The organism is Aeromonas sp. MR7, assembly GCF_963899385.1.
GTDB classification, from domain to species: Bacteria; Pseudomonadota; Gammaproteobacteria; order Enterobacterales; family Aeromonadaceae; genus Aeromonas; species Aeromonas bestiarum.
Genome location: NZ_CAWQXH010000021.1, coordinates 130,237 through 153,165 on the forward strand (window position 1 = coordinate 130,237; position 22,929 = coordinate 153,165).

A 22,929-nucleotide genomic window follows, 5' to 3' on the forward strand; every position below is an offset into this window, starting at 1 on the left:
TCGCAACGGCTCCCTTTGTCTTTTCTGGCGTTCTGCCTCTCTTGCTCTCCTCTTCCTTGTTTGCCTCTCCCGTCCGGCCATTTGTCCGGCGCGCTCGGCTTTGCTAATCTGCGCCCGCTCGCTCTGTTGTGATAAGCGTGTGAGCACTGGGGGGAGCCGTTATCGGCTCCCCTCTTCATATGGTCGGGTTACTCTTCCAGCTCCCGCTGCAAGCACTGGCGTTTGCCTGGGCTATTGCACAGCACCAGCAGGTCAGCCGCTTGTGGGCGGGTCGAGGTGGCCAGCACTTCACGGGCGGCGGGCTTGTCGCCATCCAGTGCCACCTGCTCGCCGCTCATCGCCTCTTTGAGGGCGCGGGCCAGCTCGTTCTGCGCCCACTTGCGCGCCCCTTCCGGCCCCATGATGGTGGCCTTGGCGTGAGTCAGGGCGGCCAGCTCGGCCAGACGCTTCTTGAGGGCATTGAGGATGGACGGCATCACCTTGTGGTCGAGGTAGCTTTCATAGCCTCCGGCCACCATGCTCTGGGCGCTGTTGGCCGCCAACTGGGCCTGATAGAGCGGCATGGCCAAGCGCTTTTCCTGACACTCCGACAAGGTGCTTGCCGCCTTGGCATCTTCTAGCAGCTCCCCCAGTTCGCGGTATTCCTGCGCCGCTTCCAGCGACACCACCCCGCCCATCAGTTGGTTAATCCGTCCCTGGCGCAGCTCCTCGCGGCGCTCCTTGGCAGACGGGATTTGCGCCAGCAGCGCTTTACGCTGTTCCCGCAGGGTGTGAATTTCGCCGTCCAGCTCCATCAGCTTGTGGTGTTCGCTTTGGAACAGGGCCACGTGCTCATCCAGTCGGCTGGCGCGGGTGCCCGCTGGGGCATTAGAGAGTTGAATGGTCGGCACGGCCTGCAAAGTCGGTTGTTGCATGGGGTTACTCCTGAGTGGCAAGGGTGATGGCATCAAAGGCGGCGTAAGCGGTGGGCTCGCCCAGGGCGTAGGACTGGGCGCGGTTGTAGCGAATGCCCCAGCTGGCGAGCGCGTCAACGTCACCCGCGTTGAGGCGGTGGGTATGGTTGACGGTGAGCAATTGCAGGTTCTCAACCAGGGTAATGGCCAAGTAGGTGGGAGGCATGTGGCGGTGAGAGACAGTGCCCAGGTCGGCAATCTTCATGCGCTGGGTTTTGTCCCGTACCTGCCCTGGCTTGAGGTGGGCTTTCTGGTGAGCCTGCAACAGGTCGCCGCCCACCATCACCACCAAGCGCGGGTCTTGGCGGTAGGCTTTCGGCAGCTTCTCAATCAGGGCATACACCATCGCGTCCAGGTCGGCGAAATCGCCCTTGCCGCTGGGGTCGAACGTCACGGCATCGCGCAGCACCCGCAGCCCCTCGGGGTCGGCCACTTTGGCCAGCGTAGGCCAGCCCATCATCACATCTTCCCCGTTCGGATTGGCCTCGGGGTCAGTGTTGACGGCGGCAGTCTGGCCATGGAAACCGACCCGTATCAGGTCATCCCCAAAGGCAGCCAGCGCCAAGCCTTCAAGCAGGCTGTTGGCTTGACTCTGGTCGAGCCCTGCCAGCATCTGGGCCAGCTGTTGCCACGTCCAGATGGCGCTGCTGTCCAGCTCCTCGTATTCATGCTCGCGCTTGCTCGGCTCTGCCCCAACAAGGAAACGGCCCTGCGCCTTGCGGCCACTGCGCAGCGTAGGCTTGAGCGGGTCAAAGCGTGGTGCGTGGGGGTCATCCACGCCCAGGATAGAGACCATCCACAAAAACGGAGTGGCCTGCACAATGGCCGCCGTCAGGGCAAGGCCAGCGGCGGTATCCAGGTTGCCAAAGCTAGGCTGGGGCGCGGGAGCAAAGCTCAGGCGCACATCGCGCAGCAGGTCAGATAAGCTCATCGGGTGGGGCTCCTTAGTAAATGCGGTGATGGTTGGCGTGGGTGGGGTCGTCACTGCGGTCAGCAGCGGGGGAGCTCGGCTGGTTGGGTCGATACGGGGTGAAGCTGTCCAGCTTTTGGCAAAGGGCCGCCACCCCCGCCGACAGGGCCTCTATCTGGCTAAACATCTGCTCGGGTTTTGATGTCCGGAAAGCCGGTTTTGCAGGTAAAGGCGCAGGCGTAACGGGCGCCGGTACTGGCACCACCAAGGGACGCCCGCTCGGCGGCTTGGCGCTAAATTGCAGCTGGGTCAGCCCCGTCAGGGTGGGCTGGTCAGTGACGGTCACCCCGGACAGATACCACTTGCCAGTGCTCGCGAAATTCTCGCTGGCCTCAATGGTGCAAAAGGCATGGGTGCCGCTGGTGTTGAGGTCTATCAGCTCCAGGGTCGGGCACAGCACGGCCAGCAGCTTGAGCTGGTCGTCCTGCTCTTGCACCTTGAGCGCGTAAACGTGCCCCAGCGGGCGACCCCGTACCCCCTCCGGCCAGAGGTTGGCCACGTAAAAGTTCGGGTCGTATGTCTCGGCCAGCTGGCGCAGACACTCGGGACTAATGGTGCGGCCATCCAGTGTCGGCCCCGCGCTGGCGATACAAATCCAGCCTGTTTTTACCTGACTGCTCATCCGACCCTCCGCAGTGTGACTACCGGTTTATCCCGCTCTTGCGCGGCTTCTATATCCAGCTGTTGCTGGTGCTCGTTCACGCTTTGACACAAGGTGGCGTGGGCCTCGGGTGACATGACCCGCACCAGCGCCAGGGTAAGTTCATTGGCCCGCTTGGCGGACGGGCTCAGGGTGTGGCTGTAGGACACGGTGGACACCCAGGAGTGACGGCACGCAATATCCGAACAACGGCAATAGAGGTTGGCGACCCCCGCTGTCATGCGGTTGGTCTTGGTAATGCGGCCGGGCTTGCCGCACTCGGTGCAAAGCACACGCATAGTTTCCCTCCGACACAAATGGCGTGAGGCATCATCGGGTTACGGCTTGGTAACGGGTGACGTCTCGGGAATTTTCCTGGCTGACGGGTGCAGGGTGTGGCTGTATGACAGGGACGACACCCACGAATGACCGCACTCGGGGTCAATGCATTGGCAATAGAGCGTGGCCACGCCTCGGGTGTGTCGATAGGTCTTGGTAATGCGGCCCAGTTCGCCGCACTCGGTGCACATCACGCGCATAGATTCCCCCGCAGTGGGTTGACGGGTTGGGGCAGGCGCTGCCACAGGGCCGCCCACGCCAAGGCGTCAGGTTGCTCAATGGCGACAAGGTAGTCAGGCAGGTGTATGAAACGCTGGCAGGCAGACCCCGCCAGCTTGCGGCGTTGTAGCCGCAGGTTGCGCAAGGCGCAGGGGATAGATAAGATGCTCATCAAATCAAGCCCTCGAAAGCTGATTTGGAAACCCCGTTTGGTGTTAGCGCACCGTTAAACGGGGTTTTTCTTTGCCCGTCATTCAGGGTTTGCAGCACTGCCAGCTTGCGCGACAGGCACTGCGCCCCCTTCTCATGGCTGGCCCGTTGCTGGCGGCTGTTGACCTGCTCCACGGTTTCGCGCAGCAACTGCGCCCCCGCCATGTTCAGGGCTGCTTGTTCATCCCATATCTGGCTCATACAGGACACCCCAGCCCCAGCCAGGACAACCAGCCGTCGCGGATTTCACGGGGGCGACTCTCGAAGGCCAGCTTCATTCCCTCGTTCCACGCCGGAAGGTAGATCCAGTATTCGGCGGGGGCACTCGGGTTAAGGGGGTTGCGCATAGGCACCACAGGCACCTTGCCCTTTTCAATCATTCCCCGCACTGCGCCCTTGGTCTTGCCTATCATCTTGGCGAACACCTCAACGGGCACGGCATCGGAGGCATTTATCATGGGTTCGAGCACCAGCGACACGCGCGGGTCTGTCTCGGTCGGCGGTTGGGTTTGGCTTGCTGCTGTCATCTGATATTCTCCCTAGTTAACACACCAGTGGGTCATAGTGGGCCATAATGGCCCAGTGTTAATATCATCTACAATGTAGAGTATGTTCTATAAAATAGAGGAGTTATCTTTTATGTCAACCCCCATCAGCGAGAAACTGGCTTTAGTCAGGGAGTCCGAGCGGATGACAAAGAAGGAATTTGCCGAGCTTGTATGCGTCCCGTATGGGACATACGTGTACTACGAAAGCGGAAGAAATATCCCTTCAACTGAGATCGTTATGAGGATTTTCAAACAACCAAAATTAGAGAAATATGCGCTCTGGTTTTTCACCGATAAGGTCGCACCAGAAGCCGGGCAGATTGCACCGGTTCTCGCACACTTTGGGCAGGAGAACAGGGACTCATCCCTCTCCGACCAGCAAATTGGTTAACCCTGCATGAGGCATTTCTCAACGAAATAGAAACATCATGTTTGGGTTACATCGGAGGGCTTCCTTATGTCGATTAAGAAGCTCGATGATGGTCGTTATGAAGTGGACATTAGGCCGCAGGGGCGCTACGGAAAGCGTATCCGGCGGAAGTTTGCCAAGAAGCATGAAGCAACCGCCTTTGAGCGATATGTACTGGCAAACCAGCATGATAAGGCGTGGATAGAGAAACCGAAGGATGCTCGGCGATTGTCCGAACTCATTCAACTCTGGTGGATCTATCACGGGCAGAACTTGAAATGGGGTATGCCTACACGCAGAGAGTTAGAGCTAGTAGATCGCAAGATGAGCAACCCATGTGCTTTTCAGATTGATAACCACATGCTTGCCGTTTACAGGTCGCAATCACTTAGCCAGGGGATCAAAGCATCAACAGTAAACAGGCGCCTTATGGCACTCAGTGGCATGTTCAGCTTTTTGATTGATGCAGGGATGTATCACGCACCTCATCCACTAAATGGAGCCAAGAAACTTAAAACACAGCCAACGGCCATGAGTTATCTGTCCCAGATAGAAATCAGGGGACTACTGGAGAAGCTAGACGGCGACAACCGGGATTTGGCCATATTGTGTTTGAGTACTGGTGCAAGGTGGAGTGAAGCTGCAGAACTCAGGGCCGAGCATGTCATCAATCAGCGGGTCATGTTTGTGGCCACCAAGAATGGCAAAACGCGAGTAGTACCAGTTTCCGCAGATGTCTCGGCGCAACTGGTTGATGGAAAATCAGGGCGGCTATTCCCGAACGTAGATTACCTAGTTGTCCGGCAGGTACTGCGAGAAGTGAAGCCCGACTTGCCACACGGACAAGCGTCCCATGTGTTGCGCCACACGTTCGCCACGCACTTTATGGCCAATGGGGGGAACATCATCACGCTACAGCGGATCTTGGGACATGGCACAATTCAGCAAACAATGGCCTACGCGCACTTTGCGCCAGACTATTTGCAGGATGCCATTACCTTCAATCCATTACGGGGAGGTGCTGGCATTGAGTGACCACAGATCGTCCACACTCAGGCATGTTTTATATAACAAGAACGGGCCTCAGTGATATGTAAGTCATTGATTCCTAGTGCACCGATTGGTGCACGAGGATAAAAAAACCACCCGAAGGTGGTTTTTTTATCACTCCTGATCCCTGTGCTCGGCGGCAATCTGCCTGAAAGCCCCCTCGCAGGCGAGGAAGGCATCGACCATCCCGGGATCGAAATGGCTGCCGCGCCCCTGCACTATGATGGCTTTCGCCTCTTCGTGGGTGAAGGCGGGCTTGTAGACCCGTTTCGAGATGAGAGCATCGTAGACATCCGCCACCGCCATCAAGCGGCCCGAGAGCGGGATCGCCTCCCCCGCCAGGCCGGCCGGATAACCGCTGCCATCCCACTTTTCGTGATGGGTGAGGGAGATTTCGCGGGCCAGTCGCAGGAAAGAGTTGGAACCGAGCTGGGCCTCGGCGCTGGCCAGCGCATCGGCCCCTATCTGGGGATGGCGCTTCATGATGGCGAACTCTTCGTCGGTCAGCTTGCCCGGCTTGAGCAGGATCGCATCGGGAATGCCTACCTTGCCCACGTCGTGCAGCGGCGCCGACTTGAACAGCAGGTCTATGGTGGCGTCGTCGAGGGGATAACGCTCGGCGTCGTGGCGGCTCAGGTGTTCGGCCAGCACCTTGACGTAGTGCTGGGTGCGGATGATGTGGGCGCCTGTCTCGTTGTCCCGGGTCTCCGCCAGCGAGGCGAGGCCGAGGATGGCCACGTCCCGGGTCAGGTTGAGTTCGTCGCTGCGCGCCTTCAGCTCGCCGATCATCTGGTTGGTGCTGGCGGCGATCAGGCCGAATTCGTCATCCCGGGTCACCGGCACCCGCGCATCCAGATCGCCGCACTGCACCTGTGCCATGGTGCGCGTCTGGTGCATCAGGGAGAGGGTCAGATTGCGGCCATAGCCACGAATGATGAGCCAGAGGTAACAGAAGGTCACCGCCATCACGAAGGCGATTTCCAGCAATATGTAGTGCTGGGCATCGAGCCGCGACAGGCTTCTGTCCACCGTCGCCAGCCACTCCAGATCCTTGTTGAACAGCAGGAAGAAGACGCCCCCCAGCAGTGCGAGCGTGGTGAAGGTAAACAGGGAGAACTTGCGGGAAACCGGCATGACCAGCGGCCGGGTCAGCACCAGCGAGCCCTGATGCTCCCGCAGTTTGGCCAGGTTCCAGTCCCGCACCAGCGACAGATCCGCCGCCACCAGAAAGCCCAGGGTGCTCATCCCCAACAGGATCTTGAGGTGACTCTCCAGCGGGAAGTCATACATGAGGCCGTTGTAGCCCGAGAGCAGCAGGGCCCCCAGCAGGTAGAAGCCCACCTCCAGCGCGAAGCCACCGAGCCCGCTGCCGGGCAGCACCAGCCGGTGCAACACCCGATCGCGCACGGCGAACATGATGGCGAAGACCAGCAGGGTGGGCCCCAGCAGCTGGGGTAGGGTCAGGCTCTCCAGAAACGGACAGACCTGCAACCCATAGAGGCAAAAGAGCGACAGCGTCACCCCGTAGTGCAGGGCGCAGCGCCCCGTGATTTTCTGCATAATTCCACCCTGACCGCTGTTTATTGTTATGACGGCGGGGATATGCCCCCGCCCCTCACAGGCGCCGCAGCAGCAGGCTCCCTATCGAATAGCCGGCGCCAAACGAGCAGAGCACGCCGCGGGCCCCCGCAGGAAGGTCGCGATTGTACAGATGGAACGCGATAATGGAACCCGCCGAGCTGGTGTTGCCGTAACTGTCGAGGATCACCGGCGCCTCCTGCTGGCTGGCATCGTGACCCAGCAGCTTGCGGCCGATGAACTGGTTCATGGTGAGGTTGGCCTGATGCAGCCAGAGCCGGCTCAGGGTATCCGCCGGCCAGCCCTGCTCGTCGAGTTGGCTGGCTATCTGATCGCACACCAGCGGCAGCACCTCCTTGAACACCTTGCGCCCCTGCTGGCAGAACAGCTTGTCATCGCCATAGCGGGTGCGCGGGCTGAGCCGGTTCAGGAAGCCGAAGTTGTTGCGAATGTTGTTGGAGTACTGGGTCACCAGCTTGCTGGCCACCAGTTGCCAGGGATTGGCCACCTTGCAATCGGCCTCCCGCTCCAGCAGCACGGCGGTGCAGGCGTCGCCGAAGATAAAGTGGCTGTCTCTGTCCCTGAAATTGAGGTGGCCCGAGCAGATCTCCGGGTTCACCACCAACGCCAGTTTGGCGCTGCCGGCCGCCAGCATGTCCGCCGCCGCCTTGATGCCGAAGGTGGCGGAGGAGCAGGCCACGTTCATGTCAAAGGCCATGCCGCCCGCGCCGAGATAGTGCTGCAGCTCGATGGAGAGCGCCGGATAGGGGCGCGGCATGTTGGATGCCGCGACTATGACCAGATCGATTTCACCCGGCTCGCGGCCGGCGGCGATCAGCGCCTGCTCGGCGGCAGCCACCGCCATCTCCACCATGATGGAGGGTTTGTCATCCGGGCGCTCTGCCATGAGCGGCTGCATGATGTCCGGATCCAGCACCCCCTCCTTGCTCACCAGATAGCGGCTCTTGATGCCGGAGGCCTTCTCGATGAACTCGCAGCTGGAGTGCTGCTTGGCGGGCAGCTGGCCCGCATCGATGGCGGAGGCATTCTCCTCGTTGTAAAGATCCACATACTGGTTGAAGGCGGCCACCAGCGCTTCGTTGCTGACGGCAAAAGGCGGGGTATAGAGGCCTGATCCACTGATCACGATAGAAGTCATCTTTGCTCCTGGCCGGGTTCGTTCCCGGCTTGTTGGCTTTTTAGGGTAGAGAGGTCATTACAGCTGATCGATCGCCGCGGCGAGACCGGCCAGAGTCAGCGGATGCATGCGCCCACCAACCAGTTCATTCATCAACTTGATGGAGGGGTGCCAGAGCCACTCCCGGCGCGGGACAGGGTTGAGCCACACCAGTTTGGCATAGTGCTGCTGCAGGCGGGCGAGCCACACCTGACCCGCCTCCTCGTTCCAGTACTCGACACTGCCACCGGGCCAGGTGATCTCATAGGGGCCCATCTTGGCGTCCCCCACCAAGATCACCCTGTAGTCGCTGCCGTAGGTGCGCAGCAGCCGCAAGGTATCAAAGCGCTCCTCGGCCCGGCGGTTGTTGTCCTGCCAGACGAAGTCGTAGAGACAATTGTGAAAATAGAAGTACTCCAGATGTTTGAACTCGTGGCGCAGCGCCGAGAAGAGCCGCTGCACCTCGGCCACGTGGGCATCCATGGAGCCCCCCACGTCGAAGAACACCAGCAGCTTGACGCCGTTGTGGCGCTCCGGTCTCAGCTTCACATCGAGCCAGCCCTGACGGGCCGTACTCTGGATGGTGCCGTCGAGATCCAGCTCGTCCGGGCTGCCCTGGCGCACCCAGCGCCTGAGCTTGCGCAGCGCCAGCTGGATGGCACGCTGCCCCAGCGGCGAGTCGTCGCTGAAGTTGCGATAGTGACGCGCCTCCCACACCTTGGCCGCCTTGCCATGCTGGCCCTCTCCCCCCATGCGGATCCCTTCCGGGTGAAAACCGCCGTGGCCGAACGGGCTGCTACCCCCCGTGCCGACCCACTTGTTGCCACCAGCGTGGCGCTCTTTCTGTTCGCTCAAGCGCTGGTTGAGGGTCTCCAGCAGCTTGTCGAGCCCGCCTAAGGATTGCAGCAGCGCTTTTTCCTCCAGACTCAGCAGCCGCTCGAACTCCTGGCGCAGCCACTCATCCGGCAGGGTCTCCGGCAACAGGGGAGTGGCCTGCAGGCCGTCGTAATACTCGGCAAAGGCGCGATCGAAGCGATCGTAATGGGCCTCGTCTTTCACCAGCAGACAGCGGGAGATCTGATAAAAGTCGTTCATGTCGACCGTGGCAAGCCCGGCCGACAAGGCCCCGTGCAGATCCAGCAATTCGCGCAGGCTGCAGGGCAGCTTGTGACGGCGCAGGTGGCTGAAAAAATCGATCAGCATTCAGCTACCGCGACGCGCCAGGAAGGCGAGCTTTTCGAACAGGTGCAAGTCCTGCTCTGTCTTGAGCAGGGCGCCGTAGAGGGCGGGCACCAGCTTGCCCGGCTCTCGGGTGCGCATCGCCTCGGGGGAGATGTCGTCGGCCAGCAGCAGCCGGATCCAGTCCAGCAGCTCAGAGGTGGAGGGCTTCTTGCGCAGCCCGTCCACATCGCGCAACTCGAAGAAGAGCGCCATGGCCTCGTCCAGCAACGCCGCTTTCAGGTTCGGATAGTGCAGATTGACGATGGCCTGCATCTCGGCCTTGTCGGGGAAACGGATGTAGTGAAAGAAGCAGCGGCGCAGGAAGGCGTCCGGCAGTTCTTTTTCATTGTTGGAGGTGATGATGACCACGGGGCGCTGGCGGGCCTTGATGCGCTCGCCGGTCTCATAGACGTCGAACTCCATCCGATCCAGTTCCAGCAGCAGGTCGTTGGGAAATTCGATGTCCGCCTTGTCGATTTCGTCGATGAGCAGCACGGGCCGCTGCTCGGCGGTGAAGGCCTGCCACAGCTTGCCCTGGCGAATGTAGTGGCTGATGTCCCCCACTCGCGGATCGCCAAGCTGGGAGTCGCGCAGCCGCGCCACGGCATCATACTCATACAGCCCCTGCTGGGCCTTGGTGGTGGATTTGATATGCCAGGCGATCAGCTCGGTGCCCAGATGGCGGGTCACGGCTTCGGCCAGCTCCGTCTTGCCTGTGCCGGGTTCACCTTTGATCAGTAACGGTTTTTCCAGCACTATTGCCGCATTGACCGCCATCTTCAGCGCCTCTGAGGCGAGATAGCGATCGCTTCCTGCAAATCCCATAACGTCCATTCCTTTGACGACAAGAGACCTTTTTGAGATCGAGGCCTCAGTAAGAAAGAATAAGCTCTATATCTTGTAATAACATATTGTTATAACAAATCGTCACTTCTCATTCAGAAACCACAGGGTAATCTTGTTTCATCGCCGTAACAAACAGGGATAGCACCATGAGCAAAATTTTTGAGGACAACAGCCAGACCATAGGTCACACCCCGCTGGTTCGACTCAACCGTGTTACCAAGGGCCGCGTACTGGCCAAGATTGAGAGCCGTAACCCGAGCTTCAGCGTCAAGTGCCGCATCGGCGCCAACCTGATCTGGGATGCCGAGAAACGCGGCGTCCTGACCAAGGGCAAGGAGATCATCGAACCCACCAGCGGTAACACGGGTATTGCTCTGGCTTTCGTGGCCGCCGCTCGCGGCTATCCCATCACCTTGACCATGCCCGCCACCATGAGCCTGGAGCGCCGCAAGCTGCTCAAGGCGCTCGGCGCCAATCTGGTGCTGACCGAAGGGCCGCTGGGCATGAAGGGCGCCATCGCCAAAGCCAACGAGATCCTCGAATCCGAGCCGGGCAAATATGTCCTGCTGCAACAGTTTGAAAACCCCGCCAACCCGGAAATCCACGAGAAGACCACGGGCCCCGAGATCTGGGATGCCACCGACGGTCAGGTGGATGTGTTCGTGGCGGGCGTCGGCACGGGTGGCACCATCACCGGTGTCTCCCGCTATCTGAAACAGACCAAGGGCAAGGCCGTGGTCTCGGTGGCCGTCGAGCCGAGCGAGTCACCCGTGATCAGCCAGCGTCTGGCCGGTCTCGAAATCAAGCCGGGCCCTCACAAGATCCAGGGCATTGGCGCCGGCTTCATCCCGGGCAACCTGGACCTGACCCTGCTGGACCGCGTCGAGCAGGTAAGCAGCGATGATGCCATCGAGATGGCCCGTCGCCTGATGGAAGAAGAAGGGATCCTGGCCGGGATAAGCTCGGGGGCCGCCGTAGTGGCCGCCGCCCGTCTGGCCGAGTTGCCGGAATTTGCCGACAAGACAATCGTCGTCATACTGCCGAGCGCCGCCGAGCGTTACCTCTCCAGCGCCCTGTTTGCCGGGGTGTTCAGCGAGCAGGAACTGCAGCAATAGGTGATCGGATTCTTTCAAAACAACGGCGCTCCCAGGAGCGCCGTTTCTTTATGAGCTAGACTGAGCACTTGGCAGCGCCACTCGGCCCCTTATTTTTTGGGGTAAAATAACAAGCTGGCGGGCGACAAAAAAAGCAGACATTCCGTGATAAATCTCATATCCTGTGCGGCGTCACGAGGTGTTTGCCGACTAGGTATCACAAAGTAACAAAGTGTTATTTTTCGTTATAAAATAATTTCAAGCCAGTATTTATGCGGCTTGTAGCGCGATAACGGAAAAGAGTTTGGGCAGACACCGAATACTGCACAGAAAATTGACCTGGATTAAACCATTGCAGGTCTGATTTCGTTACTTTACAACATATCCATACTGACACGGTGAGATAAGGAAGCGTCAAAAGCATCCATCTCTCCAAAAAATATCAATAATATGGGGTGAAACCATGTACGAGAAGTCTGTTGTTATCACTGCTGAAAACGGTCTGCACACCCGTCCGGCAGCTCAGTTCGTGAAAGAAGCCAAAGAATTCCAAAGCGAGATCACTGTGGTCTCCGGTGGCAAATCCGCCAGCGCCAAGAGCCTGTTCAAGCTGCAGACCCTGGGCCTGACCAAAGGCACCAACGTGACCATCCAGGCCGACGGCCCGGACGCTCAGAAAGCCGTTGAGAAGCTGGTTGCCCTGATGGACGAGCTGGAGTAATCCAGCTTTACTCCTCCCCCACAGTCGTTTTAATAGGAAGGATTATGATATCTGGCATTCTTGCGTCCCCCGGTATCGCATTCGGTAAGGCGCTTCTTCTGAAAGAAGATGAAATCGTTATCAATCAGGGCAAGATTTCTGCTGACCAGATTGACGCCGAGATCAACCGCTTCCTCGAAGCCCGCACCAAGTCAGCTGCCCAGCTGGAAGCCATCAAAGCCATGGCTGGTCGCACCTTCGGTGAGGAAAAAGAGGCCATCTTCGAAGGCCACATCATGCTGCTCGAAGATGAGGAGCTGGAAGGGGATATCAGATCCTTCATCAAAGACAACAAGGCCACCGCTGATAAGGCCGTCTACGAGGTCATCGAGCAATACGCCAAGATGATGGCCGATCTGGACGATCCCTACCTGCGCGAGCGCGCCACCGACTTCCGTGACATCGGAACCCGTCTGGTGAAGAACGTGCTGGGCATCGCCGTTGTCAACCTGAGCACCATAGACGAAGAGGTCATCCTGGTCGCCAAAGACCTGACCCCGTCCGAAACTGCCCAGATCAACCTGAAATATGTGCTGGGTTTCGTTACCGACATCGGTGGCCGTACCTCTCACACCTCCATCATGGCGCGCTCCTTGGAGCTGCCGGCCATAGTGGGCACCAACGACATCACCGAGCGCGTCAACAATGGCGAGATGCTGATACTGGATGCGATCAACAACCAGATCATCATCAACCCGACCGCCGAGCAGCTGACTGAAGCCAAACAGTTCCAGGCCCAGTTCCAGGCCGAGAAGGACGAGCTGGCCAAGCTGAAAGACCTGCCTGCCATCACACTGGATGGTCATCAGGTCGAAGTCTGCGCCAACATAGGTACCGTCAAGGATACCGAAGGTGCCATCCGCAATGGCGCCGAAGGCGTGGGTCTGTACCGCACCGAGTTCCTGTTCATGGACCGTGATGCGCTGCCGACCGAAGACGAGCAGTTCAAGGCCTACAAAGAAGTGGCAGAGGCCATGCCGGATCAGCCGATCATAGTCCGTACCATGGACATTGGCGGCGACAAAGAACTGCCTTACATGAATTTCCCGAAAGAGATGAACCCCTTCCTGGGCTGGCGTGCCGTGCGTATTTTCTTCGATCGCGAAGACATCATGCATGCCCAACTGCGGGCCATACTGCGTGCGTCTGCCTTCGGCAAACTGCGCATCATGTTCCCGATGATCATCTCCGTCGAAGAGTTCCGTAGCCTGAAGGCCACCGTAGAGACGCTGAAAGCCGAACTGCGCACCGAAGGCAAAGCCTTTGATGAATCCATCGAAGTGGGTATCATGATCGAGACTCCGGCTGCTGCCGTGATGGCTCATCATTTGGCTAAAGAAGTGGATTTCTTCAGTATCGGTACCAACGACCTGACCCAGTACACCCTGGCCGTCGACCGTGGTAACGAGATGATCTCCGCCATGTACAACCCGCTGTCACCCTCCGTCCTGACGCTGATCAAGATGGTTATCGACGCTTCCCATGACAATGGCAAGTGGACCGGTATGTGTGGTGAGCTGGCTGGTGACGAACGCGCCACACTGCTGCTGCTGGGTATGGGTCTGGATGAGTTCTCCATGAGCGCCATCTCTGTACCGCGTATCAAGAAGCTTATCCGCAACACCAACTTCGAAGATGTGAAGGCAATGGCTGATCAGGCTCTGAGCTATGCAACCGCCGCCGAAATCGAAGCCTGTGTAGATAACTTTATTAAGCAGAAGGCAGTCTGCTAAGATCGGCTGCAAACAGCGACAATCATCTCTAGGAGCTTTTACTATGGGTCTGTTTGATAAACTGAAGAAACTGGTTTCCGACGATAGCTCTGATACCGGCGGCATCGAAATTTTTGCCCCGCTGTCAGGGGAAATCGTACCGATCGAAGATGTGCCTGACGTTGTCTTCGCCGAGAAGATCGTCGGCGACGGTATCGCCATCAAGCCAGCTGGCAACAAGATGGTTGCACCGTGCGATGGCACCATCGGCAAGATCTTCGAGACCAACCATGCGTTCTCGCTGGAATCCGACTCAGGTATCGAGCTGTTCGTTCACTTCGGTATCGACACCGTTGAACTGAAAGGTGAAGGCTTCAAGCGCATCGCTCAGGAAGGTCAGAAGGTCAAGCGCGGTGATACCATCATCGAGTTCGATCTGGCCATCCTGGAAGCGAAAGCCAAGTCTACCCTGACGCCTGTGGTCATCTCCAACATGGACGAGATCAAAGAGCTGATCAAGATGACTGGCGCCGTGACCGTGGGCGAGACCCCGGTGATCCGCATCAAGAAATAATGCGCTCTGGCTGGTGCCAGTGACTGCAACAAAAAACCGAAGCCAAGCGCTTCGGTTTTTTTATGGGCCGTGCTGACCATTGACGCCGGGCTAGGTCTTGCCAAATACCACCCGATTGCGCCCCTGTGCCTTGGCCTGATACAGGGCCCGATCGGCCACCAGCAACAGGTTGTCCAGGCTCTGCCCGGCAGCCAGGGTGGCGCAGCCAAAACTCATCGTCAGCGAGAAATGGTGATGGTGCCAACTCATGGGGCTGGCAGACAACAGCTGACGCAGCTGCTCCGCCCTGGCAAGCACCTGCGTGGTGTCCGCTCCCGGCAGGATCAGCAGGAACTCCTCCCCTCCCCAGCGGGCCAGACACTCGGCCCCCTGCAACTGCTCTTCCATGATGCGGGCAACGCCACACAGGGCAGCATCCCCGGCTGGATGGCCATACCTGTCGTTGACCTGCTTGAAGTGATCGATATCGCACAGGATCACCGAGAACATGTGGCCCTGCAGCCAGAGCGCCTGCAACTGCTGCTCGGCACCGCGCCGGTTGCCGAGCTCTGTCAGCGGGTCGGTACAGGAAAGGCGACTCACCTCCTCTATCATGCAGTGCAGATCGTGAATGTCGCGAAATGTCACTATGTGCCAGCCAGGCATGGCATCGGCAGTAAGCTGGGCCGTGATGGTGAACCAGCGCCGCTGGCCACTCTTGCAGTAGATTTGGATGGCCATCTCAGCCACGGACGAGCCATTGGCCAGACTGGTCATGACAGCCTGATTCCAGTCCTGGATGGCCTGGGTTCTGCTCTGCTCGTCGTGATACACAGTCGCAAACCAGGCGGTCATGTCGGGCAGATCGGCCAGGGTGTAACCCAGTTGCGCCGAGAAGGCCTGGTTCACAAACCTGTGATGACGCACGGGGATGTCCGACAGCGTGGTCGGAATGGTGCCAAGGGTGTCACCACAAATCGCTTCCGAAATGAGGATTGGAAACGGGATCACGTCAAAGGATCGAAACAGGATCTGCTGCAATTCGGTCAATATCGCCGACTCGGATATGTTCAAGGCCATTCCCTTACCAATATTTCACTCAAAAGTAAGTGAGTCTGCCGACTCGGTAAACTGGATCATGGCGTCGTTCGGACCGCCTTGGTCGCAGCGCTTTCTCCCGGCTGCCACTCCTGATAGGGACCATGGATGCCGGAGTAGATCTGGCCCAGCTGGCCGGTGGCCCTGAGCCTTTCGATGGACTGCGTCAGGAAGCCGTCCACCGCGTCGCCTCTCTCCCCCTTGGGGATGATGAACACATCGTCAAACTCGCCAAAGTAGACTCGATGGATATTGGTCAGCCCCATCTTCTTGAGTGCAAAATCCGCCTCCTCCTGCGCCCAGAGGAAGGCATCGATACGGCCCCTGCTCAACTTGCCGAGGGACTGCTCGATAGAGAGGGAACGCTTGACCGAGAAGGGCCAGAAGTCGCTCACCCCCTCGATGAGCAGATCGCGCTTGGTGTACTCGTAACCGAGCACCATGGCCAGAGTGATGGGAGCGGCGCTGTTGCTGTAGAGCACATGGGTCACCTTGCCGAAGGTCACCGAGCTGAAGCGATAGGGCAGCATGGACTCGTCGATATAGGGATTGCGCAGGGCGGGCAGATTGAAATCCGCCTCCCCCACCACCACGCTGCGCGTCGCACGCGACATGGGGTAGACCATCACGCTCACCTCGACCCCGTCATCCAGCGCGGCTATGGCCTTGACCAGATCGACGAAGGGGCCGCTCCCATCGGAATCTATGAGCCCAGGCAAGAGCCCCAGATAGGCGGAAAAGTGCGATGGATGCTCAGGCTCTGCCGCAGAGAGGCGATCGCTGCCACTGCCCGCCACGCCAAGCAGAATTGCGCCCAGCATGAGCAGCAGCACAGCGCCCAACCCAAGATGTTTCATGACCAGATCCTCATCAGCACTGCCGTTACCAGAAGCATAGCCCTGCGCAGAGAGGAGCCTCGCCGGGCACCGCCTGAGAGATGAGAATAAAATGTTAAAAAGTTATCGAGATCAAAGTTTGGTCGAACAGGACTTGTAACATGGAGATGGATGCAAGGAGGTCCGGGCACAGGAAGCAGCCCGGATGGATAAAAAGTGATGCAATGAGCGCCCAGAGAAGGACATGAACATGCTGAAGAATACCGAACAACGTTACGGCAGCCTGAGTATCGGCCTGCACTGGCTGACCCTGCTGCTGATGATAGCCGTCTACGCCCTGATGGAATTCAGGGACATCTTTCCCAAGGGCTCGGCCGGGCGCGACCTGATGAAGGAGTTTCACTTCATGGCGGGCTTGCTGATCCTGGCACTGGTCGTGGCGCGGTTGCTGGTGCGTTTCAGCAGTCCTTCACCCCGCATAGTGCCAGAACAGTCTCCCCTGATGCTCAAGCTGGCTCAGCTCGCCCATCTGGCGCTGTATGGTTTTCTGATCCTCACCCCGCTGCTGGGCTGGCTGCTGCTGAGCGCAGGCGGCAAGCCCATCCCCTTCTTCGGGTTCGAACTGCCCGCCCTGATTGCGCCGGATGATGGCGTGAAGGGCACGATAAAGGAGCTGCACGAGACGCTGGCCAACATAGGCTATGCCCTGATCGCCCTGCACGCCGTGGCCGCCATCTATCACCACCACGTGCTCAAGGACAACACACTGACCAATATGTTGCCCGAGCGCCGCAGCTAAACAACGAGGGGCGCGCAGACGCCCCTTTGTTCACGCCTGTTTTGCCGCCACCTCTGGCACATCGATGACCTTGGTTTTTCCCTCGGGTTGCAACTTTTTCACGTTCCCCTTGCTCTCGCCAGAGACAGCTTTGCTCTCTTCCTGAGCTTGGGATTGCCCGATGAACTGGCCTCCCTTTCGAATAGAGAGGCTGCCACCTTTGAAGATCCCCTTCATCTTGCCATTTTCGAGGATCTCCACCTCTTTCGATGCGCAGGTGCCATCCAGGGTGCCATTGATGGTGACATGGGCGGCGGTCACCTCTCCCTCAACGCTGCCCCCCTCCATGATGCGAACAGTCCCTCCGCTGACCAGCAGGGTTCCGATGAACTGGCCATGTACGTCCAGATTGCCTTCCACTTGCAGCTCACCCTTGAACCTGGCGCCCTGTGCAATCACAGTCATTGCAACATCCGATACCACAGACACAGACTCATTGCGCTTTCGTCCAAACATTCTGACTTTCTCCACCATCAACATCAGCGCCATCACTAGCAGCGGCACTACGGGTAATTTGTAATATGCAGATCCCAGCACATAGAGCAGCAACGCCAGGCCCCAGCAGAACCAGATGAAATAAAGCGCGTCACCTCGTTTTCGCATGGCGATGCGACACAGGATCCTTTCAGGTACAACCGTCATTGACCATTCCCTCTTGCGGGTGCATGGATTCAAGACCGGGGTCATGACCCCTGGTTATGTCTTTTCCCGCGATATGCGGGCATGGACCTAGCTCAAGCGACCATATTGCGAAAACTCTGAAACAAAAAAGCCCCGCCATCTGGCGGGGCTGCTGGCCCTCAACTGAGTGAGTCAGGATTCAGGGCAGAACCACCCGGCTCTCGCCGCCGCCGAGGGCCTCGACCCGGATCTGCACGCCGATCCGTTCCACCAGGGTCTGTACGTGGGAAATGACGCCGATCTGGCGGCCGGCCGCCTGCAGCGAGTCCAGGCTGGAGAGCGCGAGATCAAGGCTGTCCGGATCCAGGGTGCCGAAGCCCTCGTCGATAAACAGCGACTCGACCTGGGTCTGGCGCGACGAGAGGCTGGAGAGGGCCAGCGCCAGCGCCAGCGACACCAGGAAGCTCTCGCCACCTGAGAGGGAGTCCACGGATCGCACCTCGTCCCCCATGTCGAGATCCACCACCTGCAGCGCCAGATCCGTGCCGGGTACCCGCTCCAACCGGTAGCGTGGCGACAGCTCGCCGAGCTGGGCATTGGCCTCCAGCAGCAGACGTTCGAGGGTGAGGCTCTGGGCGAAGGTACGCAGCTTGGCGCCGCTGGCGGAGCCGACAAGCTCGGACAGCTGCTGCCAGTGATCCGCCACCGCCTGCTGGCGGCTCAACTCCTCTTGCAAGGAGCCCGCCTTAAGGGCCGCCGCCTCGGCCTGGGCCAGGGTGCTCTTGCACTGGAACAGTTGCTCTTCCAGCTCGCGGCAATGGGCCTCGCTGGCCCCCAGGCGCAGGCCAAGCTCCTGCGCAGAGAGGGCGGTCAGTTCGCCGTGATGCTCGCGATAACGCGCCAGCTTGACCTCCTCCAACGCCAGCGCCCGCTGGCGTTCGGCCAGCCGGGTGCGGGCCTCGGCCAGGGCGTCGTCCCGCTGCTGCAAGGCGACACGGCGAGCCTTGAGCTCATCCGGCCCCATGGCCAGCAGCCGCCGCAGATCATATTCGGCGATGCCCAGGGTGCTGGCGTGCGCCGCCCAGCGTCCCAGCACCTCGCGCCGGCGACGGCTGCTCACCTGCTTGTCCTGCTCAAGGTGAGTCAGTCTGGCCTTGAGCTCGGTCTGTTTCTCCCGGGCAATCCGCAAGGCGGCCACCGCCTCCTCGAGCTGGCTGGCGGCATGTGACAGCCGCTGTTGCCATTCGCCTTCGACCTCGGCGATAGGGCGGCCTCCGAGGCAGGCCTCGCGGCTGGCGAGCAAGCCCTGGCGCTGCAACTCGGCCTCCTTGTAGTCGCGCTCCAGCTTGTGCAGCAACGCGTTCTGGCTCTGCACCCGCGCCTCCTGCGCGCTCACGCCCGGCGTCAGACTGGCGAGTTCACTGCCAAGCTGCTCCCACTCGCGCTGCCCCTGCAGATAGGCCTCGCAGGTCTGCTGCCATTCGAGCCACTGCTGGCTGCCGAGCCACTGGCGCCAAGGTTCGGCCCCCATCTGTTCATCGAGTCGAGCCTCCCCCTGCACCAGACGCTGGCGCAGCGCGGCCTCCTGCTCGGCCAGCGCCTTGAGCTCAGCCTCCCACTCTATCTTCTGCCGCTCGGCCTCCTGCCACTGCTGTTCGAACTGCTGATGACGGGCAGTCAACTGGGTCAGCTGATTGCGCAGCCCCATCAACAGCTGTTGCCCCTGCTGGGCCTGCTGCAGTTGGCGCTGGCCGGCCACCAGACCCAGCTCCAGGGTCTCTCCCTGTGCCAAGAGATGCGCCAGCAGATCCGCCCACTCCGCCGGACTCTGGCGCAAGGGCAGTTCGTGCCCCAGCAGGGTATTGCCGCCCAGTTGCAACCAGCGCTGGGTCAGCTGTTCGGATCTCGCCTCAAGCTCAGGCTGGCGCTGCTGACGGGCGGCTAGCTGACGGGCCAGTTCCACCCGCTCGCTCTCCCCCTGAATATGTTGATGATTGAGCCGCTCCCACTCCAGCTCCAGCTGACGGGCACGCTCGGCCAGTTGCGCCAGTATGCCGGCCACCTGCGGCTGGCTCTGGCTATAGGGGTGATCCTCGGCGCCGCAGAGCGGGCAGGGAGAGCCATCGCTGAGCACGTGACGGTACTGCTCCAAGCTGGCCACGGCGCGGGCCTGCTCCAGGGCATGGCGCGCCTCGCCACGCTGGGTGGCGAGCCGTTCCAGCGCTGGCACCAGCTCATCGTGCTGACCGGCCAGGCGGTGCAGATGTTGCTCGAGCAGCGCCATCTCTTGCAGCAAGCGCTCCTGTTGCTCGCTGTGATTGCGGCCCGCCTCGGCCAGCTCCAGCAGTTGCCGCACCCGCGCCAGCTGCTCGGTCTGGGCCTGCCGCTGCTCCTGCGCCCTGGCGACCTGGCCGTCCCACTCCTGCGCCTGCAACTGATCGTGCTGCTGTTGCAGCCGCGTGCGCTCCTGCAGCCAGTAGTCCCGCTCCTGCTGACCCTGCTCCAGCCGGCTGTTGAGATCCCGCAGGGCATGACCCTTGTGCTCACGACTCTGCAGCAGATGTTGCAGCTGATCCCGACCCTCGGCCCAATCCTGCATGGCCGCCAGCAAGGGTTGCCACTGGCGCGCCAGGGGTGCCAGCGCCTTGCGCTCATCCAGCCAGAGTGCCCATTGCTGGCGCCGGGTCTCGAGTGCCTGCACCCGGCTCGCCTGCTGTTGCCACTCCTGCTGCAGCGCCAGTTGCAGGGTGCGCGCCTGCGCCCCCTGCTGCTGGACATCCTGCAACAGGCTGCCCTTCTCCCTGATGCGGGTATCCAGCTCCTGCGCCCGCTTGAGCTCGGGTTGCAGCGCCCCCCATTCACGCTCGGCGGCTATCTTGTCGGCCAGCAGTTGCTGCTCGCGCAGCGCGGCCTGCTGCTGTGCCAGTTCAACCTGTGCCAATTCGGGCCCCAACTGGCCGATTAGCTGTTCCTGCTGCTGCACCTCCAGGGTGAGACGCGCCAGCTCGTCGTGATCGGCACGGGCCACCTGGGCCTGCTCGGCGCGGGCAAACTCCTCCCGCTCGGGCGCTGCCTGGGCGTGAGCCGCTTCGGCGGCGGCCAGTGCCGCCTGCCCCTCCTGACAGGCCAGCAACTGGGCGGCGATGCGATCGTTGAGATCGCGCAAGTCCTGCAACAGCTGGCGCTGCTGCTGCTCATGCTTGAGGCCGGTGGAGAGACTCAACTGTTGGGTGACCCACTGCTCGCGGGTCGCCTCGTCCATCAGCGCCACGTCGCCGAGCCGTTGCCCTATGGCGGCCAACTTTTGCTGCTCCTCCCGCGCCCGCTCATGGGTCTGGATGGAGATGGCGGAGTAGAGCTCGGTACCCGTCATGCGCTCGAGCAGGGCGGATCGCTCGTCGGCACTCGATTTGAGAAAGGCCGCAAACTCCCCCTGGGGCAGGATCACGGCGCGGCGGAACTGCTCCCAGGAGAGCCCCACCAGCTCGTCGATGCGATCCTGCAGCTCCCGCTTGCTGCCGGAGAAGACCTGGCCGCTCGCCACGTCGGTCAGGCTGCGCTCCTGAGCCTGAAAGCGCCCCTCGGAGCGGTTGCGGGCCCGGCGCACCGCCCAGCGCGCCAGCCAGATGCGACCGTCACAGCCGCGAAACTGCACCTCGGCACAGCCGCTGGCGTGGCCACGGCTGAGGATGTTTTTCACATCATTGGCGGTTAACTTTTCTTTTTCGTCTTCATCCGCTCGACCAATTTTCTCAACATTCTTGCGGTTGGCGATAAAGCGTGGCATCTCGTCGTACAGCGCCAGACAGATGGCATCGAGCAAGGTGCTCTTGCCCGCGCCCGTGTTGCCCGTGATGGCAAACAGACCGGCGGCGCCGAGCGCCCCCCTGGTAAAGTCGATGGTGAAGGCCCCAGTCAGACTGGCCAGGTTCTCACCGCGGAGGGACAGGATCTTCATGCGCCGGACTCCTTCACCTGTTGCAATATCTCTTCAAACGAGGCCACCAGTTCGGCCCCGGGTTCACCGTCAAACTGGCGCTGATAGCAGAGCCGAAACACCTCCGTGGGGGAGAGCTCATCCAGCCTGCGCTGGTTCTGGCCATCGGCCAGCCCCTGCCCGGATCCCAGATAACGGGTGCTGATGCGGGCCAGGCGCACCGGCTTGCCGGCCATGGCCGCCAGAATGCGCTCGCGGATGCGGGCCTCAGGTCTGGGCAACAATAGTCGTACTTCGAGGAAGGGCTGTGCTTCTTGTTGGCAAGCGGGTAGCGCCAGCGCCTCGATGGCCTTGAGCGCCCCTTCCAGTTCGCTCTCTGGCAGCCGGATCATCTCCACCGCGCGGGGCACAGGGAGCCGCTCCAGCCCCACCAATTGGCCCCCCTCAAACGTCACTTCCAGCACCTGATGGTTGTAGTTGGCCTCGGCGAGCGAGAGCGGCAACGGCGAGCCGCTGTAGTGCACGCCGGGGGCCGGGCTCTGGGCCAGATGCAGGTGCCCGAGCGCCGTGTAGTCGGCGGCGGCGAAGATGTCGGCGGGCAGGGCGTGCTGGTTGCCACCCAGCACCCGCCGCTCGGAGAGTTCGGAGAGCTGGCCCGCCGCCAGATAGGCGTGGCCCATGGCGATCAGCGCCTGATCGGGTTCACAGCGTGCACGACCGGCATTCAGCACCTCTTCATAGACCTGACGAACCCCCTCGATCAGCCGATCCTGCCCCTCTTCAAGCTGCTCGACCCTCAGGTCGCTGCTGCGCAGGAAGGGGACGGCGGCGCACCAGGCGGCTATCTTGCCCTCCCTGTCTTGCAGCGGCACCAACAGGCGATCTGTCTCAAGCCCGCCATCACAGTCCCGGCTGATGCTGCCCACCAGATGCAGGTCGAAGGCCCGCAGCAGCTCGTGGGGCGCATCCAGCTTGGAGGGGGAGTCATGATTGCCGCCGATCAGCACCATGTTGAGGCGGGGCATCTCGGCCCGCAGCCTCGCCAGGAAGCGATAGAGCTGCTGCCAGGCGCTGGCGGGAGGGTTGGCGGTGTCGAACAGATCGCCCGCCACCAGCAGGGCGTCGATCTGCCGCTGCTTGATGGTGTCGGTCAACCAGTCGAGAAAGGCGTCGTGTTCGAAACGGCGTTCATGGCCATGGAGTTGGTGGCCAAGGTGCCAGTCGGCTGTGTGCAGGATCTTCATGAGAAAACGGCTCGAAATGGAGGAGCGGTGCCCACGGCACCCAATGCAGACAAGATGAGGATACGCCACCCTTTTT

23 protein-coding genes are annotated in these 22,929 nt (G+C 60.6%); 7 read left to right on the plus strand and 16 right to left on the minus strand.

Going from position 1 to position 22,929, the window contains the following annotated elements; translation table 11 throughout:
- Window positions 1-188: 188 nt before the first annotated feature.
- The 7 genes from AACW87_RS12400 to AACW87_RS12430 form a co-directional block, all read right to left on the minus strand.
- Window positions 189-914, minus strand: coding sequence for a hypothetical protein (locus AACW87_RS12400; RefSeq protein WP_241325094.1), 726 nt, complete (start codon window positions 912-914; stop codon window positions 189-191).
- 4 nt (window positions 915-918) lie between these two features.
- Window positions 919-1,884: a P2 family phage major capsid protein gene (locus tag AACW87_RS12405; protein WP_241325095.1), complete on the minus strand. Its 966-nt coding sequence runs from the start codon at window positions 1,882-1,884 to the stop codon at window positions 919-921.
- 13 nt (window positions 1,885-1,897) lie between these two features.
- A complete protein-coding gene (locus AACW87_RS12410; protein ID WP_241325096.1) occupies window positions 1,898-2,545 on the minus strand; it encodes a GPO family capsid scaffolding protein in 648 nt (215 codons plus the stop codon).
- Window positions 2,542-2,862 (minus strand): ogr/Delta-like zinc finger family protein, encoded by a 321-nt coding sequence (locus AACW87_RS12415; RefSeq protein WP_241325097.1) that lies wholly within the window; start codon window positions 2,860-2,862, stop codon window positions 2,542-2,544. Before AACW87_RS12415 ends, AACW87_RS12410 begins: the two co-directional genes overlap by 4 nt.
- 39 nt (window positions 2,863-2,901) lie before the next feature.
- Complete coding sequence (locus AACW87_RS12420; protein ID WP_080706441.1) at window positions 2,902-3,102, minus strand: ogr/Delta-like zinc finger family protein; 201 nt, start codon at window positions 3,100-3,102, stop codon at window positions 2,902-2,904.
- A gap of 190 nt (window positions 3,103-3,292) precedes the next feature.
- Window positions 3,293-3,532, minus strand: a complete 240-nt coding sequence (locus tag AACW87_RS12425) for a hypothetical protein (protein WP_241325098.1) — start codon at window positions 3,530-3,532, stop codon at window positions 3,293-3,295.
- Window positions 3,529-3,858: a Cox family DNA-binding protein gene (locus AACW87_RS12430; RefSeq protein WP_241325099.1), complete on the minus strand. Its 330-nt coding sequence runs from the start codon at window positions 3,856-3,858 to the stop codon at window positions 3,529-3,531. Before AACW87_RS12430 ends, AACW87_RS12425 begins: the two co-directional genes overlap by 4 nt.
- Before the next feature lie 112 nt (window positions 3,859-3,970).
- Here AACW87_RS12430 and AACW87_RS12435 point away from each other — a divergent pair, with 112 nt between their 5' ends.
- Both AACW87_RS12435 and AACW87_RS12440 read left to right on the plus strand, forming a co-directional pair.
- A complete protein-coding gene (locus tag AACW87_RS12435) occupies window positions 3,971-4,270 on the plus strand; it encodes a helix-turn-helix transcriptional regulator (protein WP_241325100.1) in 300 nt (99 codons plus the stop codon).
- Between the two features lie 66 nt (window positions 4,271-4,336).
- Window positions 4,337-5,323: a phage integrase gene (locus AACW87_RS12440; protein ID WP_241325101.1), complete on the plus strand. Its 987-nt coding sequence runs from the start codon at window positions 4,337-4,339 to the stop codon at window positions 5,321-5,323.
- A gap of 129 nt (window positions 5,324-5,452) precedes the next feature.
- On the opposite strand, the gene AACW87_RS12445 is transcribed toward AACW87_RS12440, so the two are convergent.
- The 4 genes from AACW87_RS12445 to AACW87_RS12460 are packed head-to-tail and all read right to left on the minus strand — an operon-like array spanning window position 5,453 to window position 10,139.
- A complete protein-coding gene (locus AACW87_RS12445; protein WP_241278421.1) occupies window positions 5,453-6,898 on the minus strand; it encodes an HD domain-containing phosphohydrolase in 1,446 nt (481 codons plus the stop codon).
- Window positions 6,899-6,953: 55 nt separating this feature from the next.
- Window positions 6,954-8,075 carry a beta-ketoacyl-ACP synthase III gene (locus tag AACW87_RS12450; RefSeq protein ID WP_098983201.1) on the minus strand — a complete coding sequence of 374 codons (1,122 nt, stop codon included), beginning with the start codon at window positions 8,073-8,075 and terminating at the stop codon, window positions 6,954-6,956.
- Between the two features lie 57 nt (window positions 8,076-8,132).
- Entirely contained in the window at window positions 8,133-9,296 is a 1,164-nt protein-coding gene (locus tag AACW87_RS12455; RefSeq protein WP_241325102.1) for a vWA domain-containing protein, read from the minus strand.
- A complete protein-coding gene (locus AACW87_RS12460; RefSeq protein ID WP_241325103.1) occupies window positions 9,297-10,139 on the minus strand; it encodes an AAA family ATPase in 843 nt (280 codons plus the stop codon).
- A 167-nt stretch (window positions 10,140-10,306) separates the two neighbouring features.
- Between AACW87_RS12460 and cysK the strand changes: the two genes are divergently transcribed.
- From cysK to crr, 4 genes are all read left to right on the plus strand, one after another.
- Window positions 10,307-11,275 carry a cysteine synthase A gene (gene cysK / locus AACW87_RS12465; protein WP_042871008.1) on the plus strand — a complete coding sequence of 323 codons (969 nt, stop codon included), beginning with the start codon at window positions 10,307-10,309 and terminating at the stop codon, window positions 11,273-11,275.
- A gap of 442 nt (window positions 11,276-11,717) precedes the next feature.
- Window positions 11,718-11,975, plus strand: a complete 258-nt coding sequence (locus AACW87_RS12470; protein WP_005303128.1) for an HPr family phosphocarrier protein — start codon at window positions 11,718-11,720, stop codon at window positions 11,973-11,975.
- A gap of 44 nt (window positions 11,976-12,019) precedes the next feature.
- Window positions 12,020-13,747 carry a phosphoenolpyruvate-protein phosphotransferase PtsI gene (ptsI, locus tag AACW87_RS12475; RefSeq protein WP_241325104.1) on the plus strand — a complete coding sequence of 576 codons (1,728 nt, stop codon included), beginning with the start codon at window positions 12,020-12,022 and terminating at the stop codon, window positions 13,745-13,747.
- Between the two features lie 43 nt (window positions 13,748-13,790).
- On the plus strand, window positions 13,791-14,300 hold the full coding sequence (gene crr / locus AACW87_RS12480) for a PTS glucose transporter subunit IIA (protein ID WP_042871003.1): 510 nt from the start codon (window positions 13,791-13,793) through the stop codon (window positions 14,298-14,300).
- Between the two features lie 90 nt (window positions 14,301-14,390).
- Here the strand turns inward: crr and AACW87_RS12485 are convergent, their stop codons facing one another.
- Window positions 14,391-15,359 carry a sensor domain-containing diguanylate cyclase gene (locus AACW87_RS12485; RefSeq protein ID WP_378081546.1) on the minus strand — a complete coding sequence of 323 codons (969 nt, stop codon included), beginning with the start codon at window positions 15,357-15,359 and terminating at the stop codon, window positions 14,391-14,393.
- A 56-nt stretch (window positions 15,360-15,415) separates the two neighbouring features.
- Window positions 15,416-16,234, minus strand: a complete 819-nt coding sequence (locus AACW87_RS12490) for an ABC transporter substrate-binding protein (protein ID WP_241325105.1) — start codon at window positions 16,232-16,234, stop codon at window positions 15,416-15,418.
- A 229-nt stretch (window positions 16,235-16,463) separates the two neighbouring features.
- Between AACW87_RS12490 and AACW87_RS12495 the strand changes: the two genes are divergently transcribed.
- Complete coding sequence (locus tag AACW87_RS12495; RefSeq protein WP_241278429.1) at window positions 16,464-17,012, plus strand: cytochrome b; 549 nt, start codon at window positions 16,464-16,466, stop codon at window positions 17,010-17,012.
- A 30-nt stretch (window positions 17,013-17,042) separates the two neighbouring features.
- Here the strand turns inward: AACW87_RS12495 and AACW87_RS12500 are convergent, their stop codons facing one another.
- The 3 genes from AACW87_RS12500 to AACW87_RS12510 all read right to left on the minus strand — a co-directional run bounded on the left by AACW87_RS12500 (window position 17,043) and on the right by AACW87_RS12510 (window position 22,853).
- Window positions 17,043-17,693 carry a bactofilin family protein gene (locus AACW87_RS12500; protein WP_339385736.1) on the minus strand — a complete coding sequence of 217 codons (651 nt, stop codon included), beginning with the start codon at window positions 17,691-17,693 and terminating at the stop codon, window positions 17,043-17,045.
- Between the two features lie 178 nt (window positions 17,694-17,871).
- Window positions 17,872-21,630, minus strand: coding sequence for an AAA family ATPase (locus AACW87_RS12505; protein WP_241325107.1), 3,759 nt, complete (start codon window positions 21,628-21,630; stop codon window positions 17,872-17,874).
- Window positions 21,627-22,853: an exonuclease SbcCD subunit D C-terminal domain-containing protein gene (locus tag AACW87_RS12510; RefSeq protein ID WP_241325108.1), complete on the minus strand. Its 1,227-nt coding sequence runs from the start codon at window positions 22,851-22,853 to the stop codon at window positions 21,627-21,629. Before AACW87_RS12510 ends, AACW87_RS12505 begins: the two co-directional genes overlap by 4 nt.
- Window positions 22,854-22,929: the final 76 nt, after the last annotated feature.

Coding starts and splice junctions, on each gene's coding strand:
- ptsI (WP_241325104.1), top strand. CDS start 12,020: ATGATATCTGGCATTCTTGCGTCCCCCGGTATCGCATTCGGTAAGGCG.
- AACW87_RS12490 (WP_241325105.1), bottom strand. CDS start 16,234: ATGAAACATCTTGGGTTGGGCGCTGTGCTGCTGCTCATGCTGGGCGCA.
- AACW87_RS12425 (WP_241325098.1), bottom strand. CDS start 3,532: ATGAGCCAGATATGGGATGAACAAGCAGCCCTGAACATGGCGGGGGCG.
- AACW87_RS12505 (WP_241325107.1), bottom strand. CDS start 21,630: ATGAAGATCCTGTCCCTCCGCGGTGAGAACCTGGCCAGTCTGACTGGG.
- AACW87_RS12440 (WP_241325101.1), top strand. CDS start 4,337: ATGTCGATTAAGAAGCTCGATGATGGTCGTTATGAAGTGGACATTAGG.
- AACW87_RS12510 (WP_241325108.1), bottom strand. CDS start 22,853: ATGAAGATCCTGCACACAGCCGACTGGCACCTTGGCCACCAACTCCAT.
- AACW87_RS12485 (WP_378081546.1), bottom strand. CDS start 15,359: ATGGCCTTGAACATATCCGAGTCGGCGATATTGACCGAATTGCAGCAG.
- AACW87_RS12450 (WP_098983201.1), bottom strand. CDS start 8,075: ATGACTTCTATCGTGATCAGTGGATCAGGCCTCTATACCCCGCCTTTT.
- AACW87_RS12405 (WP_241325095.1), bottom strand. CDS start 1,884: ATGAGCTTATCTGACCTGCTGCGCGATGTGCGCCTGAGCTTTGCTCCC.
- AACW87_RS12400 (WP_241325094.1), bottom strand. CDS start 914: ATGCAACAACCGACTTTGCAGGCCGTGCCGACCATTCAACTCTCTAAT.
- AACW87_RS12430 (WP_241325099.1), bottom strand. CDS start 3,858: ATGACAGCAGCAAGCCAAACCCAACCGCCGACCGAGACAGACCCGCGC.
- AACW87_RS12435 (WP_241325100.1), top strand. CDS start 3,971: ATGTCAACCCCCATCAGCGAGAAACTGGCTTTAGTCAGGGAGTCCGAG.
- cysK (WP_042871008.1), top strand. CDS start 10,307: ATGAGCAAAATTTTTGAGGACAACAGCCAGACCATAGGTCACACCCCG.
- AACW87_RS12410 (WP_241325096.1), bottom strand. CDS start 2,545: ATGAGCAGTCAGGTAAAAACAGGCTGGATTTGTATCGCCAGCGCGGGG.
- crr (WP_042871003.1), top strand. CDS start 13,791: ATGGGTCTGTTTGATAAACTGAAGAAACTGGTTTCCGACGATAGCTCT.
- AACW87_RS12455 (WP_241325102.1), bottom strand. CDS start 9,296: ATGCTGATCGATTTTTTCAGCCACCTGCGCCGTCACAAGCTGCCCTGC.
- AACW87_RS12495 (WP_241278429.1), top strand. CDS start 16,464: ATGCTGAAGAATACCGAACAACGTTACGGCAGCCTGAGTATCGGCCTG.
- AACW87_RS12445 (WP_241278421.1), bottom strand. CDS start 6,898: ATGCAGAAAATCACGGGGCGCTGCGCCCTGCACTACGGGGTGACGCTG.
- AACW87_RS12470 (WP_005303128.1), top strand. CDS start 11,718: ATGTACGAGAAGTCTGTTGTTATCACTGCTGAAAACGGTCTGCACACC.
- AACW87_RS12500 (WP_339385736.1), bottom strand. CDS start 17,693: ATGACGGTTGTACCTGAAAGGATCCTGTGTCGCATCGCCATGCGAAAA.
- AACW87_RS12415 (WP_241325097.1), bottom strand. CDS start 2,862: ATGCGTGTGCTTTGCACCGAGTGCGGCAAGCCCGGCCGCATTACCAAG.
- AACW87_RS12460 (WP_241325103.1), bottom strand. CDS start 10,139: ATGGGATTTGCAGGAAGCGATCGCTATCTCGCCTCAGAGGCGCTGAAG.
- AACW87_RS12420 (WP_080706441.1), bottom strand. CDS start 3,102: ATGCGCGTGATGTGCACCGAGTGCGGCGAACTGGGCCGCATTACCAAG.